Source organism: Streptomyces corynorhini, from assembly GCF_003346515.1.
GTDB lineage: Bacteria > Actinomycetota > Actinomycetes > Streptomycetales > Streptomycetaceae > Streptomyces > Streptomyces corynorhini.
Genome location: NZ_QQNA01000145.1, coordinates 36634 through 55142, shown reverse-complemented (window position 1 = coordinate 55142; position 18509 = coordinate 36634). Strand labels below are relative to the sequence as shown.

Annotated in this window: 16 protein-coding genes; 8 read left to right on the top strand and 8 right to left on the bottom strand. The window is 71.4% G+C overall.

Annotation, left to right across the window (positions count from 1 at the left end; translation table 11 throughout):
- Window positions 1-67: 67 nt before the first annotated feature.
- The 6 genes from DVH02_RS18840 to ssd all read right to left on the bottom strand — a co-directional run bounded on the left by DVH02_RS18840 (window position 68) and on the right by ssd (window position 4695).
- Complete coding sequence (locus DVH02_RS18840) at window positions 68-493, bottom strand: TadE family type IV pilus minor pilin (protein ID WP_114624983.1); 426 nt, start codon at window positions 491-493, stop codon at window positions 68-70.
- Window positions 480-698 (bottom strand): DUF4244 domain-containing protein, encoded by a 219-nt coding sequence (locus DVH02_RS18835; protein WP_114624982.1) that lies wholly within the window; start codon window positions 696-698, stop codon window positions 480-482. Before DVH02_RS18835 ends, DVH02_RS18840 begins: the two co-directional genes overlap by 14 nt.
- 67 nt (window positions 699-765) lie before the next feature.
- Complete coding sequence (locus DVH02_RS18830; RefSeq protein WP_114625010.1) at window positions 766-1554, bottom strand: type II secretion system F family protein; 789 nt, start codon at window positions 1552-1554, stop codon at window positions 766-768.
- Window positions 1551-2417: a type II secretion system F family protein gene (locus DVH02_RS18825; protein ID WP_114625009.1), complete on the bottom strand. Its 867-nt coding sequence runs from the start codon at window positions 2415-2417 to the stop codon at window positions 1551-1553. Before DVH02_RS18825 ends, DVH02_RS18830 begins: the two co-directional genes overlap by 4 nt.
- An 8-nt stretch (window positions 2418-2425) precedes the next feature.
- Window positions 2426-3589: a TadA family conjugal transfer-associated ATPase gene (locus DVH02_RS18820; protein ID WP_114624981.1), complete on the bottom strand. Its 1164-nt coding sequence runs from the start codon at window positions 3587-3589 to the stop codon at window positions 2426-2428.
- Window positions 3586-4695 carry a septum site-determining protein Ssd gene (gene ssd / locus DVH02_RS18815; protein ID WP_114624980.1) on the bottom strand — a complete coding sequence of 370 codons (1110 nt, stop codon included), beginning with the start codon at window positions 4693-4695 and terminating at the stop codon, window positions 3586-3588. Before ssd ends, DVH02_RS18820 begins: the two co-directional genes overlap by 4 nt.
- A 491-nt stretch (window positions 4696-5186) precedes the next feature.
- On the opposite strand from ssd, the gene DVH02_RS18810 reads away from it, so the two are divergent.
- Window positions 5187-6023 (top strand): HAD family hydrolase, encoded by an 837-nt coding sequence (locus DVH02_RS18810; RefSeq protein ID WP_114624979.1) that lies wholly within the window; start codon window positions 5187-5189, stop codon window positions 6021-6023.
- 415 nt (window positions 6024-6438) lie between these two features.
- Here the strand turns inward: DVH02_RS18810 and DVH02_RS18805 are convergent, their stop codons facing one another.
- Window positions 6439-7317 carry a Fic family protein gene (locus DVH02_RS18805; protein WP_114624978.1) on the bottom strand — a complete coding sequence of 293 codons (879 nt, stop codon included), beginning with the start codon at window positions 7315-7317 and terminating at the stop codon, window positions 6439-6441.
- A 102-nt stretch (window positions 7318-7419) separates the two neighbouring features.
- Here DVH02_RS18805 and DVH02_RS18800 point away from each other — a divergent pair, with 102 nt between their 5' ends.
- Window positions 7420-8406: an ATP-binding protein gene (locus DVH02_RS18800; protein ID WP_114624977.1), complete on the top strand. Its 987-nt coding sequence runs from the start codon at window positions 7420-7422 to the stop codon at window positions 8404-8406.
- A 26-nt stretch (window positions 8407-8432) separates the two neighbouring features.
- Here DVH02_RS18800 and DVH02_RS18795 read toward each other — a convergent pair whose 3' ends face one another.
- Window positions 8433-9728 (bottom strand): polysaccharide deacetylase family protein, encoded by a 1296-nt coding sequence (locus DVH02_RS18795; protein ID WP_114625008.1) that lies wholly within the window; start codon window positions 9726-9728, stop codon window positions 8433-8435.
- Between the two features lie 305 nt (window positions 9729-10033).
- Here DVH02_RS18795 and DVH02_RS18790 point away from each other — a divergent pair, with 305 nt between their 5' ends.
- The 6 genes from DVH02_RS18790 (at window position 10034) to DVH02_RS36225 (ending at window position 18508) form a co-directional block, all read left to right on the top strand.
- The gene (locus DVH02_RS18790; protein WP_114624976.1) at window positions 10034-12802 is read left to right on the top strand and encodes a bifunctional SulP family inorganic anion transporter/carbonic anhydrase; all 2769 of its coding nucleotides are present in this window, start codon (window positions 10034-10036) and stop codon (window positions 12800-12802) included.
- Between the two features lie 182 nt (window positions 12803-12984).
- On the top strand, window positions 12985-14940 hold the full coding sequence (gene acs, locus DVH02_RS18785) for an acetate--CoA ligase (RefSeq protein ID WP_114624975.1): 1956 nt from the start codon (window positions 12985-12987) through the stop codon (window positions 14938-14940).
- A gap of 210 nt (window positions 14941-15150) precedes the next feature.
- On the top strand, window positions 15151-16548 hold the full coding sequence (gene nhaA / locus DVH02_RS18780; RefSeq protein ID WP_114624974.1) for a Na+/H+ antiporter NhaA: 1398 nt from the start codon (window positions 15151-15153) through the stop codon (window positions 16546-16548).
- A 132-nt stretch (window positions 16549-16680) separates the two neighbouring features.
- On the top strand, window positions 16681-17175 hold the full coding sequence (locus DVH02_RS18775) for a phage holin family protein (protein WP_114624973.1): 495 nt from the start codon (window positions 16681-16683) through the stop codon (window positions 17173-17175).
- Entirely contained in the window at window positions 17172-18182 is a 1011-nt protein-coding gene (locus tag DVH02_RS18770) for an alpha/beta fold hydrolase (RefSeq protein ID WP_114624972.1), read from the top strand. The genes DVH02_RS18775 and DVH02_RS18770 overlap by 4 nt, the downstream gene beginning before the upstream one ends.
- A 146-nt stretch (window positions 18183-18328) precedes the next feature.
- Complete coding sequence (locus tag DVH02_RS36225; protein WP_114624971.1) at window positions 18329-18508, top strand: hypothetical protein; 180 nt, start codon at window positions 18329-18331, stop codon at window positions 18506-18508.
- The last annotated feature ends 1 nt before the right edge of the window (window position 18509 follow it).

The window sequence follows — 18509 nt, the reverse complement described above, 5'->3', positions numbered from 1 at the left end:
GTCGCCGCCATGGCCACCCACACCGTCGCGGACCCCCGGTCCCCGGTGCCTCCTGTCCTGTCCCCGGTCATGGAGCCACCCCCGCGACCGGGACGTCCGCCGCCTGCCCCGTGACGTCGGAAGCGTCCTCCGCCGACGCCACTGCCTGCGCCGTGAGCGTCAACGCCAGCGCCCCCGGCCCCGGCGCGGGGGCCTCCACCCGCACCCGCCACAGACCGCCCGTACGCCCCAGGGTGACCCTGGCGCCCGCCGGGGCGGCCGACCGGGCGGCGGCCATCGCCGCGGCCTCCGGCTCCGACCTGGCGGCCGCACGTGCCCCCGCGCGCGCCGCGTCCACGCACTGGATCTGCGCGGAGGCCGCCGTCAGCGCCCAGACCAGCGCCATGGTGAACACCACCAGCGCGGGTACCGCCACCGCCGCCTCCGCCGTCACCGCGCCTCTGTCGGCGACTCTGCCGCCACGGCGAGCCCTTCCGGGTTCAGAACTGCGCATCGAGCGCCTTCCCGATGAGCGACTGCAAGGCTCCGGACACCGGGCCGCTCGTCACCACCTTGTACAGCACCGCCGCGAAGGCGCAGGCGGCGATCGTCCCGACCGCATACTCGGACGTGGTCATCCCGCTATCGGTACCGAACCTGCGCGCCCACACCCCGCGCACTCGTCGCGCCTTTCCCCACATCCGCACACACATCCGCATGTCGGCCTCCCGTTTCTGTATCGGATCTTGTATCGGAGGCCGGGCGGAGAACGCCCGGCCGAGATGTTCAACCGCCGGTCAGCAGCGTGCTCGCCAGGCCGATGACCACGGGCGCCACGCCCACCGCCAGAAAGGCGGGGAGGAAACACAGCCCCACCGGCGCGGTGATCAGCACCTGGGCGCGCTGGCCCCGGGCGACGGCGGCCCGCGAGCGCTCCGCTCTCAGCCCCTCGGCCAGCCTGGACACCGGCTCCGCCGCCGGCGCCCCTGTGGCACCGGCCCGTTCCAGACAGCGGGCCAGCCCCGCCGCTCCCGGCACGGCGCCGAGCCGCCCCCACGCCTCGGCCGGTTCACCGCCGAGGCGCAGCTCCGCCGCCGTACGGGCCAGCCGGTCACCGACCGGGCCGCCGAGGGACTCGCCCACCGCCTCCGCCGCCTCGCGCGGACCGGCACCCGCGGTGAGGCAGGCGGCCAGCAGATCGGCGGCGAGCGGAAGTTGCCGCGCCGCTTCGGCGGTCCGTGCCCGCTCGGGGTCGTCACGTCTTCGGGTACGCCACAGGCGACGGACCGCGTACGCGCCCGCGAGCCCCACGGCCAAGCCCGCGACCCCGCCGACCAGCACCCAGCCGGTGATCACCGCGCCGAGTGGCGGCCCGCACCGCTCCGCCCACGCTCGCGTCCTCGTCCAGGGCGCCGTCCCCGGTCCGGCGCGCCCGTGACCTGCGTTCAGCAGAGCCACGAGCCGTCCGCGTATCCGGCGTTCCCGGCGCCGGGCCGCCACCGCCAGGCCCAGACAGCACACGGCCGCGAGCAGTGGGAGCAGCGTCCACAGCCTGGGGGCGAACTCCCCGCTCATGACGGCTCCCCGGTCCGCACCACGCGGGCCGCCCACCACAGCCCCGTGGCCTCCAGCAGCCCGCCGACGGCCAGACATCCCAGACCGGCCGGGGTGTGCAGCAGCACGCGCAGCGGATCGGCGCCCAGCGCCGCGCCCATCAGGAGCCCCACCACCGGCAGCAGCGCGAGCACCACCACCGTCGACCAGGCGCCCGCCAACTGGGCCCGTAGCCCCTCCCGCTGGTCCTTCTCCGCCCGGAGCGCGGTCTCCAGCCGGTCCAGCCCGGCCGCGAGTCCCGCCCCGCTGTCCACAGCCACCCGCCAGCAGGCCGCGACCCCCACCAGACCGTCCGCTCCCGGTTCCTGCGCCGCCTGCCGCAGCGCGCCGGGCACGTCGCCGCCGAACCGCGCCGCGGCCAGCACCGCTGCCTGCGCGCGCCCCAGCCCGCCCGTGGTCCCGGCGGCGGTCAGCAGGGCCGGTAAGGGCTGGGAACCGGCTCTCAGCTCGGCCGCCGCCACCCCGCAGAGCGCGAGGACCCCGTCGGCGCACCGCTCTCGCGCACGTCTCAGTTCCCGGGCTCCGATCCGCCGCCTCACGAGGGGCACCGCCAGCACTCCCCCGACCAGCGGCAGTGGCGAGTCCCCCCACAGGGCGAGCAGCAGCGCGGGCGGCAGGCAGAGCCACTCCCGGCCCAGCCGCGGCAGCCCCGTGCGCGCTCGCCACAGCCCCCGCTCCCAGGGCGGCGCCCCCGGCGGCGGCGCGCCCGTCGGCCCGTCGCCGATGAGCAGCGCCCCGGCCCTGCGCAGCCCCGGCTCATGACCGGCCATCAGCCAGGCGGCCGCTCCCGCGCAGATCACCGCCGCGAGCACCACAGCCGTCATCGCGGGCGTCACAGCGCGCCCCCGATCAGCCCCAGCAGCCTCGGCCAGCCACGCTCCCGCGCGAATCCCTCCGCGCCCCAGCGCAGCGCGGGCACCGGCACCACCAGCCCCGCGGCGTCCCGCTCCAGCACATGCACCTCGGCGACGCGGCGGAGCCCGTCCCTGGCCCGTACGAGATGGACGACGACCGACAGCGCGGCCGCCAACTGGCTGTGCAGAGCCGCCCGGTCGAGCCCGGCCGCCGTGCCGAGGGCCTCCAGCCGCGCGGGCACGTCCGCCGCCGCGTTGGCGTGGACCGTGCCACAGCCCCCTTCATGGCCCGTGTTCAGGGCGGCCAGCAGTTCGGTGACCTCATGGCCCCTGACCTCGCCGACGACCAGTCGGTCCGGCCGCATCCGCAGCGCCTGTCTGACCAGATCCCGCAGCGTCACCAGACCCGCGCCCTCCTGGTTGGCGGGCCGGCCCTCCAGCCGCACCACATGCGGGTGGTCGGGCCGCAGCTCGGCCGAGTCCTCGGCCAGCACAATCCGTTCACCCGGCCCGACCAGGCCGAGGAGAGTCGAGAGAAGCGTGGTCTTGCCCGTGCCGGTGCCGCCGCTGATCAAGAAGGACAGCCTGGCCTCGATCAGCGCCCGCAGCACCCGGTCCCCACCGGGCGGCACGGTCCCCGCCCCGGTCAGCTCGGCCAGCGAGAACGCCTTGGGCCGCACCACCCGCAGCGAGAGACACGCGCAGCCGACGGCCACGGGCGGCAGCACCACGTGCATCCGGGTCCCGTCGGGCAACCGGGCGTCCGCCCAGGGCCTGGCGTCGTCGAGCCGCCGCCCGGCCGCGGCGGCGAGCCGCTGCGCCAGCCTTCGTACCGAGGCGGCGTCCGCGAACGACACCGCCGTGAGCTGCAAGCCACCCCCACGATCCACCCAGACCCGATCGGGCGCCGTGACCAGCACGTCCGTCACCATGGGGTCCGCCAGCAGCGGCTCCAGCGGCCCGGTCCCCACCAGCTCGCAGCGCAACTCCTCCGCCGCGCCGAGCACTTCCGTATCGCCCAGCAGCCGGCCCTGGGCCCGCAGCGCCGCCGCCACCCTCGCGGGTGTGGGGTCGGCGCCGCTCTCCGCCAGCCGCTGGCGTACGGCGTCCAGCAGCCCGCCAGGCGGCGCGACGACGCTCATGACGGCACGCTCTCTTCCCGCTCCAGCGCCCGCTCCCAGAAGGCCGTGCAGAACGCGGCCAGCGGCCCGCGCCGCTGGGATCCCGGCGGATCGCCGCCGTCCTGGGCCTGTGCCAGGCCCGGTTCCAGCGGGAGTTCGCCCGCGAGCGGGAGTCGCAGCGCGTCGGCGATCCACTGCTCGTCCAGTCCGGCGGCGTACGGCCCGCGCACCACCGCCCGCAGATCCGGGAGCACCATGCTCACCGTCGAGGCCACCCGGCCGGCCGCCGCCACGGCGCGCAGCTCGGCTGGGACCACCATGAGCCCCACATCCAGCTGGGCGAGAGCCTCCGCCACGGCCTCGTCCACCCGGCGCGGCAGATCCACCACCACGATGCCCCCACGCCTGCGGGCCGCGGCGAGCACCGACCGTATGGCCTCCGGCCGCACCAGCACGGAATCGCCGCGGTCCCAGCTGAGCACCCGTAGTTGATGAAGGTGCGGCAGCGACTCCTCCAGGGCTCCGCCCGCCACGCGTCCTTTGGAAGCGGCGAAATCAGGCCAGCGCCTGCCTTCCGCCTGTTCGCCGCCGAGCAGCACGTCGAGGCCGCCGCCGAGCGGGTCTCCGTCGACGAGCATGGTGCGCCGGCCCTCACGCGCGGCGGTGACGGCCAGCGCGCAGGCCAGCGTGGAGGCCCCGGCACCGCCTCGCCCGCCGATCACACCGACGGTGAGTGCCTGCCGTCCCACGCCCTCGGCTGCGTCGGCGAGGCGGTCCACCAGCCAGCTCTCCGCGTCGGGCAGCCGGAGCACGCAGTCCGCGCCGATCTCCACCGCGCGCCGCCACACGCCGGGGTCGTCCTGATGCCGGCCGACGAGCATGACGCCCCGTCGGCGGGAGGCTCCGCGGCAGCGGGCCGCCGCGTCGTCGCCGACAAGGACCATCGGCGCTTCCTCCCAGGCGCCCCCGCGCTCCGGAACCGTGTGGTGCACCTCGGGCTCGGCGCCGGCCGCGGCGCACAGCCGCAGCAGATCGTCGAGCAGGTCCACGTCCTCGGTGACGATCAGCGGTCCCGCCCGGCGCTCCTGCGCCGCCGACGACCGATCGGATGTCATGGATCCAGCCATGGTGCCCGCCCCCTATCCGTGCCTCGATCCGGTATCCGCGTGTCCCCTATCGGAGATCTCGCGATGATCCGGTATCCGTGATTCCGGCTTCCGCGAACTTCGCGGCCGGAATCACCGTGCACGGGAACAAGGAAATCGTGTGGATCTTGCTGGAAAACTGTGGACAACTCGACAGTTGTGAATATCCCGGTAGCTCATACCGGTGACTTCCGGAGTGCAGCGCATCAACTACCCACAGTGACGGGCATGCTGGCGGAGACAGCGCCGCGCACGAGGGGCGAGAAGAGGAGTGGATCGCGATGCGAGAGCCGAAAACGGGTCCGGACATGCGACGACCCCCGCCGCGGGGGTCGTCCCCACGGCCGACTCGGGGGGGGGAGGAGCCGGACCGGGTTAGCACGGTCGCGAACGATCCGTGACTTCCATGGTGTACCCGAGAGCCTTCTCAGGCAAACCCACGCGCCATAGCTTACGCCGAATGGTGGGCGCATATGCTCGGCACTGTGGAAAACCACTCCTTGCCTCGTACCGCAGCCTTCTTCGACCTGGACAAGACGGTCATTGCGAAGTCATCGACGTTGACCTTCGGCAAGTCCTTCTACCAAGGCGGCCTGATCAACCGCCGGGCAGTACTGCGCACCGCATACGCGCAGTTCGTCTTCCTCGCCGGAGGAGCCGATCACGACCAGATGGAGCGCATGCGGGAGTACCTGTCCGCGCTCTGCAAAGGCTGGAACGTCCAGCAGGTCAAAGAGATCGTCGCCGAGACACTGCACGACCTGATCGACCCGATCATCTACGACGAGGCGGCGTCCCTCATCGAGAACCACCACACCGCGGGCCGTGACGTGGTGATCGTCTCCACGTCGGGCGCGGAGGTCGTCGAACCGATCGGAGAACTACTCGGAGCGGACCGGGTCGTCGCCACCCGGATGGTCGTCGGCGCCGACGGCTGCTTCACCGGCGAGGTGGAGTACTACGCCTACGGCCCGACCAAGGCCGAGGCGGTCAAGGCGCTCGCCGCGTCCGAGGGGTACGACCTGTCGCGCTGCTACGCGTACAGCGACTCCATCACCGACGTCCCCATGCTCGAATCCGTCGGCCATCCCCACGCGGTCAATCCGGATCGCGCACTGCGCCGGGAGGCGACAGCGCACGCATGGCCGATTCTCGTCTTCAACCGACCCGTTCGACTCAAACAGCGACTCCCCGCCTTCTCCATGCCACCCCGTCCCGCACTGGTCGCGGCGGCGGCCGTGGGCGCGGCCGCCGCGACAGCGGGTCTGGTCTGGTACACCAGCCGACGTCGACAGTCCGCGCTCGGCTGAACCTTTACCACCTGCACCCTTTGCCCTTATTTGAAGGCAAAAGTAAAGAAATGGAGCCAAGGGTTCCGCACCCAGGTCAACAGGAGTACAAAGGAGTCAACGGCCCGCGAGACCAAGGACATCCGAGAGGATCACCTGTTTACGCACCAGGCCCCACGGACCGAAACATGAAAACCGGGCACCCACGCGACGTCGACCCGTCGATTACGGGCCAGCCGCACCAGGTGACGGGCCGAGATCCCGACCTGATGGGCAAAACAGCGAGGACGCTTGGTAACCCGGTGGACATGTCAGCGGCGGCGCCGGGACGGCGTCGCCGCGATTCTGTCCGCGGTCGACCGGCCCACGCCTGTCCGCGGTCGACCGGCCCACGAGAGACCAACGGCCCGCGGGCCGTGCCGGAGACCTCGCGGGCTCAGGCCGCGCCGCGCTGAAGCGCCTCGCACACCGCTGTCGACTCCCGCACTCCCAGCTCGACCGCGCGTCCGCAGTGAGTGATCCACGCCGTCATACCGTCCGGCGTCCCCGACAGATAACCGTCAAAGGCGGCCGCGTACGCCGCACGCCCCAGCTCCGCGTGGCCCACCTCGGCCGGACAGATCGCCTTGGGGTCCAGGCCGCTGCCGACCAGCACGACACGCTCGGCGGCCCGTGCCACCAGCCCGTTGTGCGAGCCGAACGGGCGCAGCGCCAGCAGTTCACCGTGCACCACCGCGGCCGTCACCAGCGCGGGCGCCGAACTGGTGGCGAGCACGAGCCGGGACAGCCCGTCCAGCCGTCCCGCCACCTCGTCGGCGTCCGGCAGCGGCAGCCCGGTCGGCGCTCCGGCCACCTCCACCCCCGGTACCTCGGCCACCGGTTCACCGGCCAGCCGGGGCCGCCCGACCGTCGCGTCCGGGATACCCGCCCCGCCCGCGGCGACCAGATGGAGCCGCGCCAGTACCCGCAGCGGCGACTGGGCCCAGACGGAGAGAAGTTGACCGGCTTCCGCGTTGAGCCGCAGGGCGGCCCCGACCGCACGCGCCTCGGCCTCCGAGCCGAAGTCGGTGCGCCGGCGCACCTCTTCGAGCGCCCAGTCCGCGCCGGAGAGCGCCGCGGAGCCCCGCGCGGCGCGCAGCGCCGCCTCCGAGGTGACCTCGTTGCTGCGGCGGCGCATCACTCTGTGCCCGTACACCCGGTCGACTGCCCTGCGCACGGAATCCACCGCGTCCGGCACCCCGGGAAGAGAGGCCAGCGTGGCCAAGGGGTCGCCCGGCGGCGGCACGGAAGAGGCGTCGGAGACTGTCGTACTCATAGGTAGCGAGGCTACGCGCCCCTGGTGCGCGCCCCACCTTGGAGTGGTCTTCCTCACCGAAGACCCTCACCTCATGCGAGATTGCCACTACGCTACGTGAACATGAAGATCGCTTTCGTGGGCAAGGGCGGCAGTGGCAAAACCACGCTGTCCTCGCTCTTCATCCGTCACCTGACCGCCAACGAGGCCACCGTCGTCGCGGTGGACGCCGATATCAACCAGCATCTCGGGACCGCGCTCGGCCTCGACGAGGCGGCGGCCGCCGCCCTGCCCGCGATGGGCGCCCACCTGGGGCTGATCAAGGACTATCTGCGGGGCAGCAACCCCCGGATCCCCTCCGCCGACGCGATGATCAAGACGACGCCGCCGGGCGAGGGATCGCGGCTGCTCAGGATCGGCGAGACCAATCCCGTGTACGAGACCTGCGCCCGCGAGGTGCGGCTCGACGACGGGGACATCCGGCTGATGGCCACGGGCCCCTTCACCGAGTCGGACCTCGGGGTCGCCTGCTACCACTCCAAGGTCGGCGCGGTCGAGCTGTGCCTCAACCATCTGGTGGACGGCCCCGACGAGTACATGGTGGTCGACATGACGGCGGGTTCGGACTCCTTCGCCTCGGGGATGTTCACCCGGTTCGACATGACGTTCCTGGTGGCCGAGCCGACGCGCAAGGGCGTGTCCGTCTACCGCCAGTACAAGGAGTACGCGCGGGACTACGACGTCCCCTTGAAAGTGGTGGGCAACAAGGTCCAGAACCAGGACGACCTGGATTTCCTCCGTGACGAGGTGGGCGACGACCTGCTCGTGGCCGTGGGCCACTCCGAGTGGGTCCGCGCGATGGAGAAGGGCCGCCCCCGGCGCTTCGAACTGCTGGAGGCGGACAACCGCTGCGCGCTCCAGACGCTCCAGGACGCGGCCGAGGACTCCTACGAGCACCGCGACTGGGAGCGGTACACGCGCCAGATGGTCCACTTCCATCTCAGGAACGCCGAGAGCTGGGGCAACGCGAAGACGGGTATCGACCTGGCCGCCCAGGTCGATCCCGCCTTCGTACTCAGCGAGTCACTCGCCGTCCCGCAGCCGTCCTGAGCGCTGCCCCGGCGTGTTCCGCGCGGTCAGTGCTTCTCGGAGCGACCGGCCGGATGGGCCGCCGGGGCCACCGGCGAGGCGGGGGTTCCCGAGGCCGTTCCGTCGGCGGCGGTGAAGGCCGGCCAGCCGCTCTTGGGCGCCTGACCGACCCGCAGGCTCCGCAGCTTCTCCAGGGTCGCCGGGTCCTGCGCGTCGAGCCAGTCGGCGAGCTGGCGGAACGTCACGCACTCGACGTCCTTCTGCACGCAGACCGTCTTGATCGTCTCCTCGACGGCACGCATGTACGTTCCGCCGTTCCAGGACTCGAAGTGGTTGCCGATGATCAGCGGGGCGCGGTTCCCCTCGTAGGAACGGTCGAACGCCTTGAGCAGCCCGTCACGCATCTGGTCGCCCCAGTACTCGTGCTGCGTGGGGTCGCCCTGGGTCGTCGTCCCGGACTGGTTGAACATGAAGTTGTAGTCCATGGAGAGCGTCTCGAACTCGCGGCCCGGCACCGGGACCAACTGGAGCGGCAGGTCCCACAGGCCGTCCTTCTTCTTCGGCCAGACCTGATTGCCGATGCCGCTGGAGTCGTAGCGGAAGCCCATCGTCCGGGCCGCCGACATCATGTTCTTCTGCCCTTCCAGACAGGGCGTACGGCCGCCGATCAGCTCCTTGTCGTAGTCGAAGGGGAGCGGCGCCTCGCCCGGCAGGCCGGCGTTGGTCTTCCAGCCCTTCACGAAGGACTTGGCCTGCCTGATCTCGCTCTTCCACTCCTCGACGGACCAGGTGCCGACACCGCCCTCGTCGCCGCAGAAGTGGCCGTTGAAGTGGGTGCCGATCTCGTTGCCCTCGTGCCAGGCGCCGCGCACCTCGCGCAAGGTGTCCTTGATGCCCTTGGCGTCGTTGAAGCCGATGTCGGAGCTGCCGGGTGAGTGCTTCGGCGGGTCGTACAGCTTGGCCTTCTCCTCGGGGAGCAGATAGACACCGCTCAGGAAGTACGTCATCTTCGCGTCGTACTTCTTGGCCACCTGCCGGAAGTGCGAGAAGAGCTGCTGGCTGTCCTCGCCGGCACCGTCCCACGAGAACACCACGAACTGCGGCGGCTTCTGTCCCGGCTTCAGACGCTGCGGCGTGGTGGTGAACGGTTGGGTCCCGGTGTACGCGGTCGAGCCGTCGCCGATGAGCCGGACAGCGTTCTCGGGGGCCTTCTTGGCGCCGGCGGCGCCCTTCTTGCCCTCTCCCTTGGCCTCCTGACCACCGGTCCCGGAGCAACCGGCGAGACCGACGGCGAGCGCCGTGACGGCGGCGCCGATGGCGATTCTCTTTGTGGCGGCCAGCATCCGCACACCCTCTTCCCTCAGGTTTCAGTACCGAAGTGCCGAGCGGCGACTGCCGGCACGGCGCCGAGCGCCGACAACCTCGCACTGAGACTGAAGATATGAATAAACGACAAGCCGGACAAAATCACTAATCACCGTTCCGAGTGAACACTTGCCCCATTTGCCCGGAAAGTCATACCCGATTCTTTACTCTGCATTACCATTCATTTACCGAGAGTTGAGTTACGCATCCCGCCACCGCATGCCGTGAACCACGGCCGACACCCACGTTCCGCGACCGCGCCGACCCGGAGGAGACGGGAAATATGTCTGCCGGCGTCCCCACTCGCACCACTCGCACCCTCCGCAGGCCGCACAGCCCATCGCCGGGCGGCCGCAGGTTCCGGATCGCCGGAGCCGACCTGTCCGCGTCCATCTCCGTCTTCCTGATCGCGCTGCCGCTCTCGCTCGGCATCGCGCTCGCCACCGGCGCACCGCTACAGGCCGGTCTGGTGGCGGCCGCCGTGGGCGGCCTGGTCGTAGGCCGGCTGGGCGGGGCTCCGCTCCAGGTCAGCGGCCCCGCCGCCGGGCTCACCGTCGTCACGGCCGATCTGATCCAGCGGTACGGCTGGCGCACCACCTGCGCCATCACCATCTGCGCGGGCCTCGCCCAACTGGGCCTCTCGGCGCTCCGGGTGGCCCGCTCGGCGCTCGCCGTCAGCCCGGCGATCGTGCACGGGATGCTCGCGGGCATCGGTGCGACGATCGCACTGGCCCAACTCCACATCGTCCTCGGCGGTACGCCGCAGAGCTCCGCGGTCGACAACGTCCGGGGGCTCCCGTCCCAGTTGGCCAGCCCGCACCCGGGCGCGCTCTCGGTGAGCGCGCTGACCGTCGCGGTGCTGCTGCTCTGGCCCCGGATCCCGGGCCGCGCGGGACGGATCGTACGCAGACTCCCGGCGGCGCTCGCGGCCGTGGCCCTCGCGACGGCGCTGGCCGCACTCGCCGGTATCCGGCTGGAGTACGTCGATCTGCCGTCCTGGAGCAATCACGCCCTGCCCGAGCTGCCGGAAGGGCCGGTGCTCGGACTGCTCTCCGCCGTCCTCACCGTCACCCTGGTCGGCAGCGTGGAATCCCTCCTGTCCGCGGTCGCGGTGGACAAGCTGACGGCGGCCCGCAAAGAGCCGCGCGTCCGGATCCCTCGCGCACGGCTGGACCGGGAGCTGGCAGGACAGGGCGCGGGGAATCTGGTCTCCGGCGCGCTCGGCGGACTGCCCGTCACCGGGGTCGCCGTGCGCAGCGCCGCCAATGTCGCGGCGGGGGCCGTCAGCAGGAACTCGGCCATGCTCCACGGACTGTGGGTCGCGGTCGCCGCCCTGTTGCTGGTGCCCGTGCTCGATCTGATCCCGCTGGCGGCACTGGCCGCGCTGGTGATGGTGGTCGGGATCCAGATGGTGAATCTGACGCATGTCCGCAGCGTGCGGCGCAACCGCGAAACGCTGGTGTACGCGGTGACCCTGACCGCCGTGGTCCTGACCGGCGTGCTGGAGGGCGTCATGATCGGGATCGCGGTGGCGGTGGCGGTGTCACTGCGCCGGCTGACCAGGACACGGATCACCCTGGAGGAGGCGGACGGGGTGCACCGCGTCCGCGCCCGGGGACAGTTGACGTTTCTCGCCGTGCCGAGACTCAGCCGACTGCTCCACCAGGTGCCGCAGGGCGCCGACAGTGTGGTGGAGCTGGACGGGTCCTTCATGGATCACGCGGCGCACGAGACGCTGCACGACTGGCGGACGGCGCACATCGCACAGGGCGGTACGGCCGAGTTCACCGGCCGGGCGGGCCGCATGATCGCCGAAGCGGACGCCGAGGCCGATACCTGCTGCCGTCCCTGGACCCCCTGGCGCAACCACCACTGCGGCGCGCATCCGGGCCAGGAGCCACCGACGGCAGGGGCGTCCGCGGCCTCGGCGCTGACGGCGAGACACACCGCGGGGGAACAGGCCGCGGAACGCACGGGCGGGACGGCTCCGTCCGGCATCACGCCGGACACGCGCGCGGAGTCGGATGCGAACGCGGGTTCGGAGAAGCACCTGGATCCGCGATCGGTCTTGGATACGGGCTCGGACGCGTGCCCGCGATCGCGCGCCGCCGCTGACACGCTCGGCGGCGCGGGGAGCGGCCGGATCGCCGGGAGCGGTACGGCGCAGGGCGCGAGCGCAGGCGTACGAACCGCGGATTCGGACGCCGCCGCCGACGCCGCAGTGGACGCGGGATCGGCATCGAGACAGCCCACGTCGCGCGAGACCTCGGCGCCGCTCGCCGTCCGGCCGAGCGAGGCCGACGGGGCCGACGGCGTGGTCCGTTCGCCGGGCGGTCGTCAACTGGCCAGCGGGATCAGCTCCTTCCAGCGTAATACGGCGCCGCTGGTGCGCGGCGAGCTGGCGCGGCTGGCACGCGAAGGCCAGCGGCCCTCTCAGCTCTTCCTCACCTGCGCCGACTCCCGGCTGGTCACGAGCATGATCACGTCGAGCGGTCCGGGCGACCTCTTCACCGTGCGGAATGTGGGCAACCTGGTTCCGCCGCCCGGGGCCGACGGTGCGGACGACTCGGTGGCGGCGGCGATCGAGTACGCCGTTGACGTGTTGCGGGTCGCCTCCCTCACCGTCTGCGGGCACTCGGGGTGCGGAGCCATGCAGGCCCTGCTCAATTCCCCGGAGGACGCCGGGGAACCCCGTACCCCGCTACGACGCTGGCTGCGCCACGGGCAGCCCAGCCTGGAGCGGATGAGGGACCGTCACCACCCCTGGGCCAGGATCTCCGGGCGGCTGCCCGCCGACGCCGTCGAACAGCTCTGTCTGACCAATGTCGTCCAGCAACTGGAGCACTTGCGCGCCCACGAAGCGGTGGCCCGGCGGCTGGCGGAAGGCAGCCTGGAGCTGCACGGCATGTACTTCCACGTCGGTGAGGCCCAGGCGTATCTGCTGGCGGACGGGGTCGCGACGGCCGGAGCCCGCGCGGGCCGGAGCATGGGCGGGGACGAGGAAGTATTCAACCGGGTGGCCCCGAACGCGTTCGAGGGGTCGCGTGCCTGAACCTCCCGCGTTCCGCGTCCGTGAGACTGTGTGGCCCCCTTTTCCGTCCGCGCGGAGAAAGGGGGCCGGGAAAGAGCACCTGATAGGTCTAAACCAATTTCCCGGAAGCCCCTTGTCACCCGGGCATCCGACTGATGAGCTAGGCGCGGGACCCCTAGGACGCCCTGGGAAAGGGAGATGTCGTGAGCAACGAAAGCCTGGCCAACCTGCTCAAGGAAGAGCGGCGATTCGCGCCGCCGGCCGAGCTGGCCGCGCACGCCAACGTGACGGCGGATGCGTACGAGCAGGCCGCGGCGGACAGGCTTGGCTTCTGGGCCGAGCAGGCGAGGCGGCTCAGCTGGGTCACCGAGCCGACCGAGACGCTGGACTGGTCGAATCCGCCCTTCGCGAAGTGGTTCGCGGACGGCGAGCTGAATGTCGCCTACAACTGCGTCGACCGTCATGTGGAGACCGGACACGGCGACCGGGTGGCGATCCACTTCGAGGGTGAGCCGGGCGACAGCCGCGCCATCACCTACGCGGAGCTGAAGGACGAGGTGTCGCGGGCCGCCAACGCGCTGATCGAGCTGGGCGTCCGGTCGGGTGACCGGGTCGCCGTCTATCTGCCGATGATCCCCGAGGCGGCGGTCGCCATGCTGGCCTGTGCCCGGATCGGGGCCGCGCACTCCGTGGTCTTCGGCGGCTTCTCGGCGGACGCCGTCGCCTCCCGTATCCAGGACGCCGACGCCAAGCTGGTCATCACCGCCGACGGCGGCTACCGCAAGGGCAAGCCCGCCGCCCTCAAGCCCGCCATCGACGCGGCGGTGGCCAAGTGCCCGCAGGTCGAGCACGTGCTCGTGGTGCGGCGCACCGGCGAGGACACCGCCTTCGACGACTCGCGGGACGTGTGGTGGCACGACATCGTCGGCCGCCAGTCCCCCGAGCACGCCCCGGAGGCGTTCGGCGCGGAGCACCCGCTGTTCATCCTCTACACCTCGGGCACGACGGGAAAGCCGAAGGGCATCCTGCACACCTCGGGCGGCTATCTCACCCAGGCGGCCTATACCCATCACGCCGTCTTCGACCTCAAGCCCGAGACGGACGTGTACTGGTGCACGGCCGACATCGGCTGGGTGACCGGCCACTCGTACATCGTGTACGGGCCGCTGGCCAACGGCGCCACCCAGGTGATGTACGAGGGAACTCCCGACACCCCGCACCAGGGGCGATTCTGGGAGATCGTGCAGAAGTACGGGGTGACGATCCTCTACACGGCGCCGACGGCGATCCGTACGTTCATGAAGTGGGGCGACGACATCCCCGCCAAGTTCGATCTGACGTCCCTGCGGGTGCTGGGCTCGGTCGGCGAGCCGATCAACCCCGAGGCGTGGATCTGGTACCGCGAGAACATCGGTGCCGGCAAGACGCCCATCGTGGACACGTGGTGGCAGACCGAGACCGGCGCCATGATGATCTCCCCGCTGCCCGGGGTGACGGAGACCAAGCCGGGCTCCGCCCAGCGGGCCCTGCCGGGAATCTCCGCCACGGTGGTGGACGACGAGGCCCGCGAGGTGCCCGACGGGGGCGGCGGCTATCTCGTCCTCACCGAACCGTGGCCGTCGATGCTGCGCACCATCTGGGGCGACGACCAGCGGTTCATCGACACCTACTGGTCACGCTTCGAGGGCAAGTACTTCGCCGGGGACGGCGCCAAGAAGGACGACGACGGCGACATCTGGCTGCTGGGCCGGGTCGACGACGTGATGCTGGTGTCCGGGCACAACATCTCGACCACCGAGGTCGAGTCCGCCCTCGTCTCCCATCCCAAGGTCGCCGAGGCAGCCGTCGTCGGCGCCAATGACGAGACCACCGGCCAGGCCATCGTCGCGTTCGTCATTCTGCGCGGCACCGCCTCCGTCGACGACGGCCTGGTGGCGGAGTTGCGCAACCACGTGGGCAGCACCCTCGGCCCGATCGCCAAGCCCAAGCGGGTCCTGCCGGTCGCGGAGCTGCCCAAGACCCGCTCGGGCAAGATCATGCGCCGGCTGCTGCGCGACGTGGCGGAGAACCGGCAGCTGGGGGATGTCACCACCCTCACGGACTCGTCCGTCATGGAGCTGATCCAGACCCAGCTGCCCAGCGCGAGCAGCGAGGACTGACAGGTCCGCACACCGGTCCCGTGCCCCGCCCAGGCCGACACCCGGGCGGGGCCACCGGGCGCCCCGGGTCACCGGGGTGCCCTGCTGTTCCCGCGGGCGTCCGGGTAGTGTGGGCGACGCGTCAACAACACAACAAGCTTTTCCAGGTGCGCCGGGAAGTCTGGTCGGCAGGTGTTTCGTCCTGCCCGCAGATCGACCGGAGGCCGCTTCGTGCCCGCGCCCACCCCCACGCCCCGTAAGTTCCTCGGACGGCTCTCGCTGCCGGAGCGCACGTACCTCTCCGACGCGCTGCGCACCGAGACCGTCGGCGGTGTCCTGCTCCTCGTCGCCGCCATCGCCGCCCTGATCTGGGCGAACACCCCGCTGAGCGGCAGCTACGGATCGGTACGCGCGTTCCACGTCGGCCCCGCCGCGCTCGGTCTCGACCTCTCCGTACAGCACTGGGCGGCCGACGGACTGCTCGCCGTCTTCTTCTTCGTCGCCGGTATCGAGCTGAAGCGCGAGCTGGTGGCCGGGGAGCTGCGCGACCCGAAGGCCGCCGCCCTGCCCGTGATCGCGGCGCTCTCCGGGATGGCCGTGCCCGCGCTGGTATACGTGCTGGTCAACAAGGTCGGTGGCGGCTCCCTTGAGGGCTGGGCCGTGCCCGTGGCGACGGACATCGCCTTCGCGCTCGCCGTCCTCGCGGTCCTCGGGACCTCGCTGCCCTCCGCGCTGCGCGCCTTCCTGCTGACCCTCGCCGTGGTCGACGACCTCTTCGCCATCCTGATCATCGCGATCTTCTTCACCAGCGAGCTGAACTTCGTGGCGCTGGCCGGCGCCGCGATCGGGCTCGCGGTCTTCTGGCTGCTGCTGCGCAAGGGCGTGCGCGGCTGGTACGTGTACGTCCCGCTGGCCCTGATCATCTGGGGGCTGATGTACAACAGCGGCGTCCACGCCACGATCGCCGGTGTCGCGATGGGCCTGATGCTGCGCTGCACCAGGAACGAGGGCGAGTCGCACTCCCCCGGCGAACACATCGAACATCTGGTGCGCCCCCTCTCGGCCGGGCTGGCCGTGCCTCTGTTCGCCCTCTTCTCCGCGGGTGTCTCCGTCTCCGGCGCGGCGCTCGGCGAGGTTTTCACCCGCCCGGAGACGCTCGGTGTCGTACTGGGACTTGTGGTCGGCAAGACGATCGGCATCTTCGGCGGCACCTGGCTCGCGGCGCGCTTCACCAGGGCCGAGCTGAACGAGGATCTCGCCTGGCCCGACGTGTTCGCCGTCGCCGCGCTCGCCGGGATCGGCTTCACGGTCTCGCTCCTCATCGGCGAACTGGCCTTCACCTCGGACCCGGTCCTCACCGACGAGGTGAAGGCGGCGGTGCTGACGGGCTCGCTGATCGCCGCCGTGTTCTCGGGCGTCCTGCTCAAGCTCCGGGTCCGTACGTACCGTGCGCTGTACGAGGAGGAGGAGCGCGACGAGGATCAGGACGGCGTCCCCGACGTCTATGAACAGGACGATCCGGGGTACCACCTGCGCATGGCCGCGCTCTACGAGGCGAAGGCGGCGGAACACCGGAAGCTGGCGGAACACGCGGGGGCAGCGCGCGAGGACGACGACGGTCCGGCATGATCGGACAACGAGTCCGTCACGCGCGGGCGCGGCAGCACGTCCGCGGCACGGAGTCGTCGCACGCGGGCGTGGCACGAAGCCTCGTCGCGCGGTCCACCGGCCACAAGAGCGAGAAGGAAGAGGGAGTCACCGATGAGCGACACCGGCACGCAGACCGCCGACGCCGTCCGGACCGGCACCATTGTCGAAGCGGGCAACGCCGACCGGAGCATCGGCCAGTTGGTCGCGTCGGCGACCACCGAGATGTCCGCGCTGGTGCACGACGAGATCGCCCTGGTGAAGGCGGAGGTCCGGCAGGACGTCAAGCGCGGCGTCATGGGCAGCGCCGCCGGCATCGTCGCGGGGGTGTTCATCCTGTTCTCGCTGCCGGTGTTCAGCTTCGCGGCCGCCTACGGGATCCACAATCTGGGTCTCGGTCTCGCCTGGTCGTTCCTGATCGTGGGCGGGGCGTTCGTGCTGCTGGGCCTGTTGCTCGGCCTGCTCGCCGTCATGAAGTTCAAGAAGATCAAGCCCCCGGAGCGGTCCATCGCCTCGGCCAAGGAGTCGGCGGCCGTGCTCCAGAACGCGAAGCCCCACCCGCGCGAGACCGGGGAAACCATGAAGTCTGTGGCACGCTCGACTGCATGACCGCCCCTGATTCCGATCCCGTCGGCACCCCTGGCCCCTCCCCCGGCGCCGCAGTACCGTCCGCCGGCCGCTCTGCCCGAGCGACTCCAGGGGTGACGCCGGCCTCCGCCGTACGCCTCGACGGCCCCTGGACCCACCGCGACGTGGCCGCCAACGGCGCGCGCTTCCACATCGCCGAGATGGGCGAAGGGCCGCTGGTGCTGTTGCTGCACGGCTTCCCGCAGTTCTGGTGGACCTGGCGCCACCAGCTGCCGGCGCTGGCGGAAGCCGGTTACCGCGCGGTGGCGATGGATCTGCGCGGCGTGGGCGGCAGCGACCGTACGCCCCGGGGCTACGACCCGGCCAACCTCGCCCTCGACATCACCGGCGTGGTGCGCTCCCTGGGCGAGCCGGACGCCGCGCTCGTCGGTCATGACCTGGGCGGATACCTCGCGTGGACGGCGGCGGTGATGCGGCCCAAGCTCGTGCGCAGGCTCGCGGTCTCCTCGATGCCGCACCCGCGCCGCTGGCGTTCCGCGATGCTCTCCGACTTCTCGCAGAGCCGCGCCGGGTCGTACATCTGGGGCTTTCAGCGGCCGTGGGTGCCGGAGCGTCAGCTCCTCGCGGACAACGCGGCGATGGTGGGGCGGCTGATCCGCGACTGGTCGGGACCGACGCTTCCCGACGAGAAGGCGATCGAGGTCTACCGGCGTGCGATGACCGTCCCTTCGACGGCGCACTGCTCGATCGAGCCGTACCGCTGGATGGTGCGGTCGATGGCCCGCCCCGACGGCATCCAGTTCAACCGGCGTATGAAGCGCCCGGTGCGGGTACCGACGCTGCAGCTGCACGGATCGCTCGACCCGGCGATGCGGACCCGCAGCACGGCGGGGTCGGCCGAGTACGTCGAAGCGCCCTACCGGTGGCGGCTGTTCGACGGGCTCGGGCACTTCCCGCACGAGGAGGACCCCGCGGCGTTCTCCTCCGAACTCATCAACTGGCTCCAGGATCCGGAGCCCGACCGCTGACACGAACGGCTGACAGCGACGCACCGGCAGCTATGAACATCACCCTTTGAACGCTTGTCCTACGAACAGCCAATTGCCTGACGCATAGGCCAATTGGCCGTCCCGGCCGCGATTACCGACCATGGGCCACGGGCAAAAGTCGGGGTATGGGCTGGACGCACGACTACGGTGACGCAGCACGCAACCGCCGCTCGGCCGCTGGGCCGATCACCCGCAGAAGGGGCGGCCCCGAAGATCAGGGCCATGATCCCCGGCTCGGCATTTCCCGCATCCTGCGCCGCAGAGCCCGCTGGGTCTCGGCCCGGCTGCGCCATCAGCGCGGCTAGG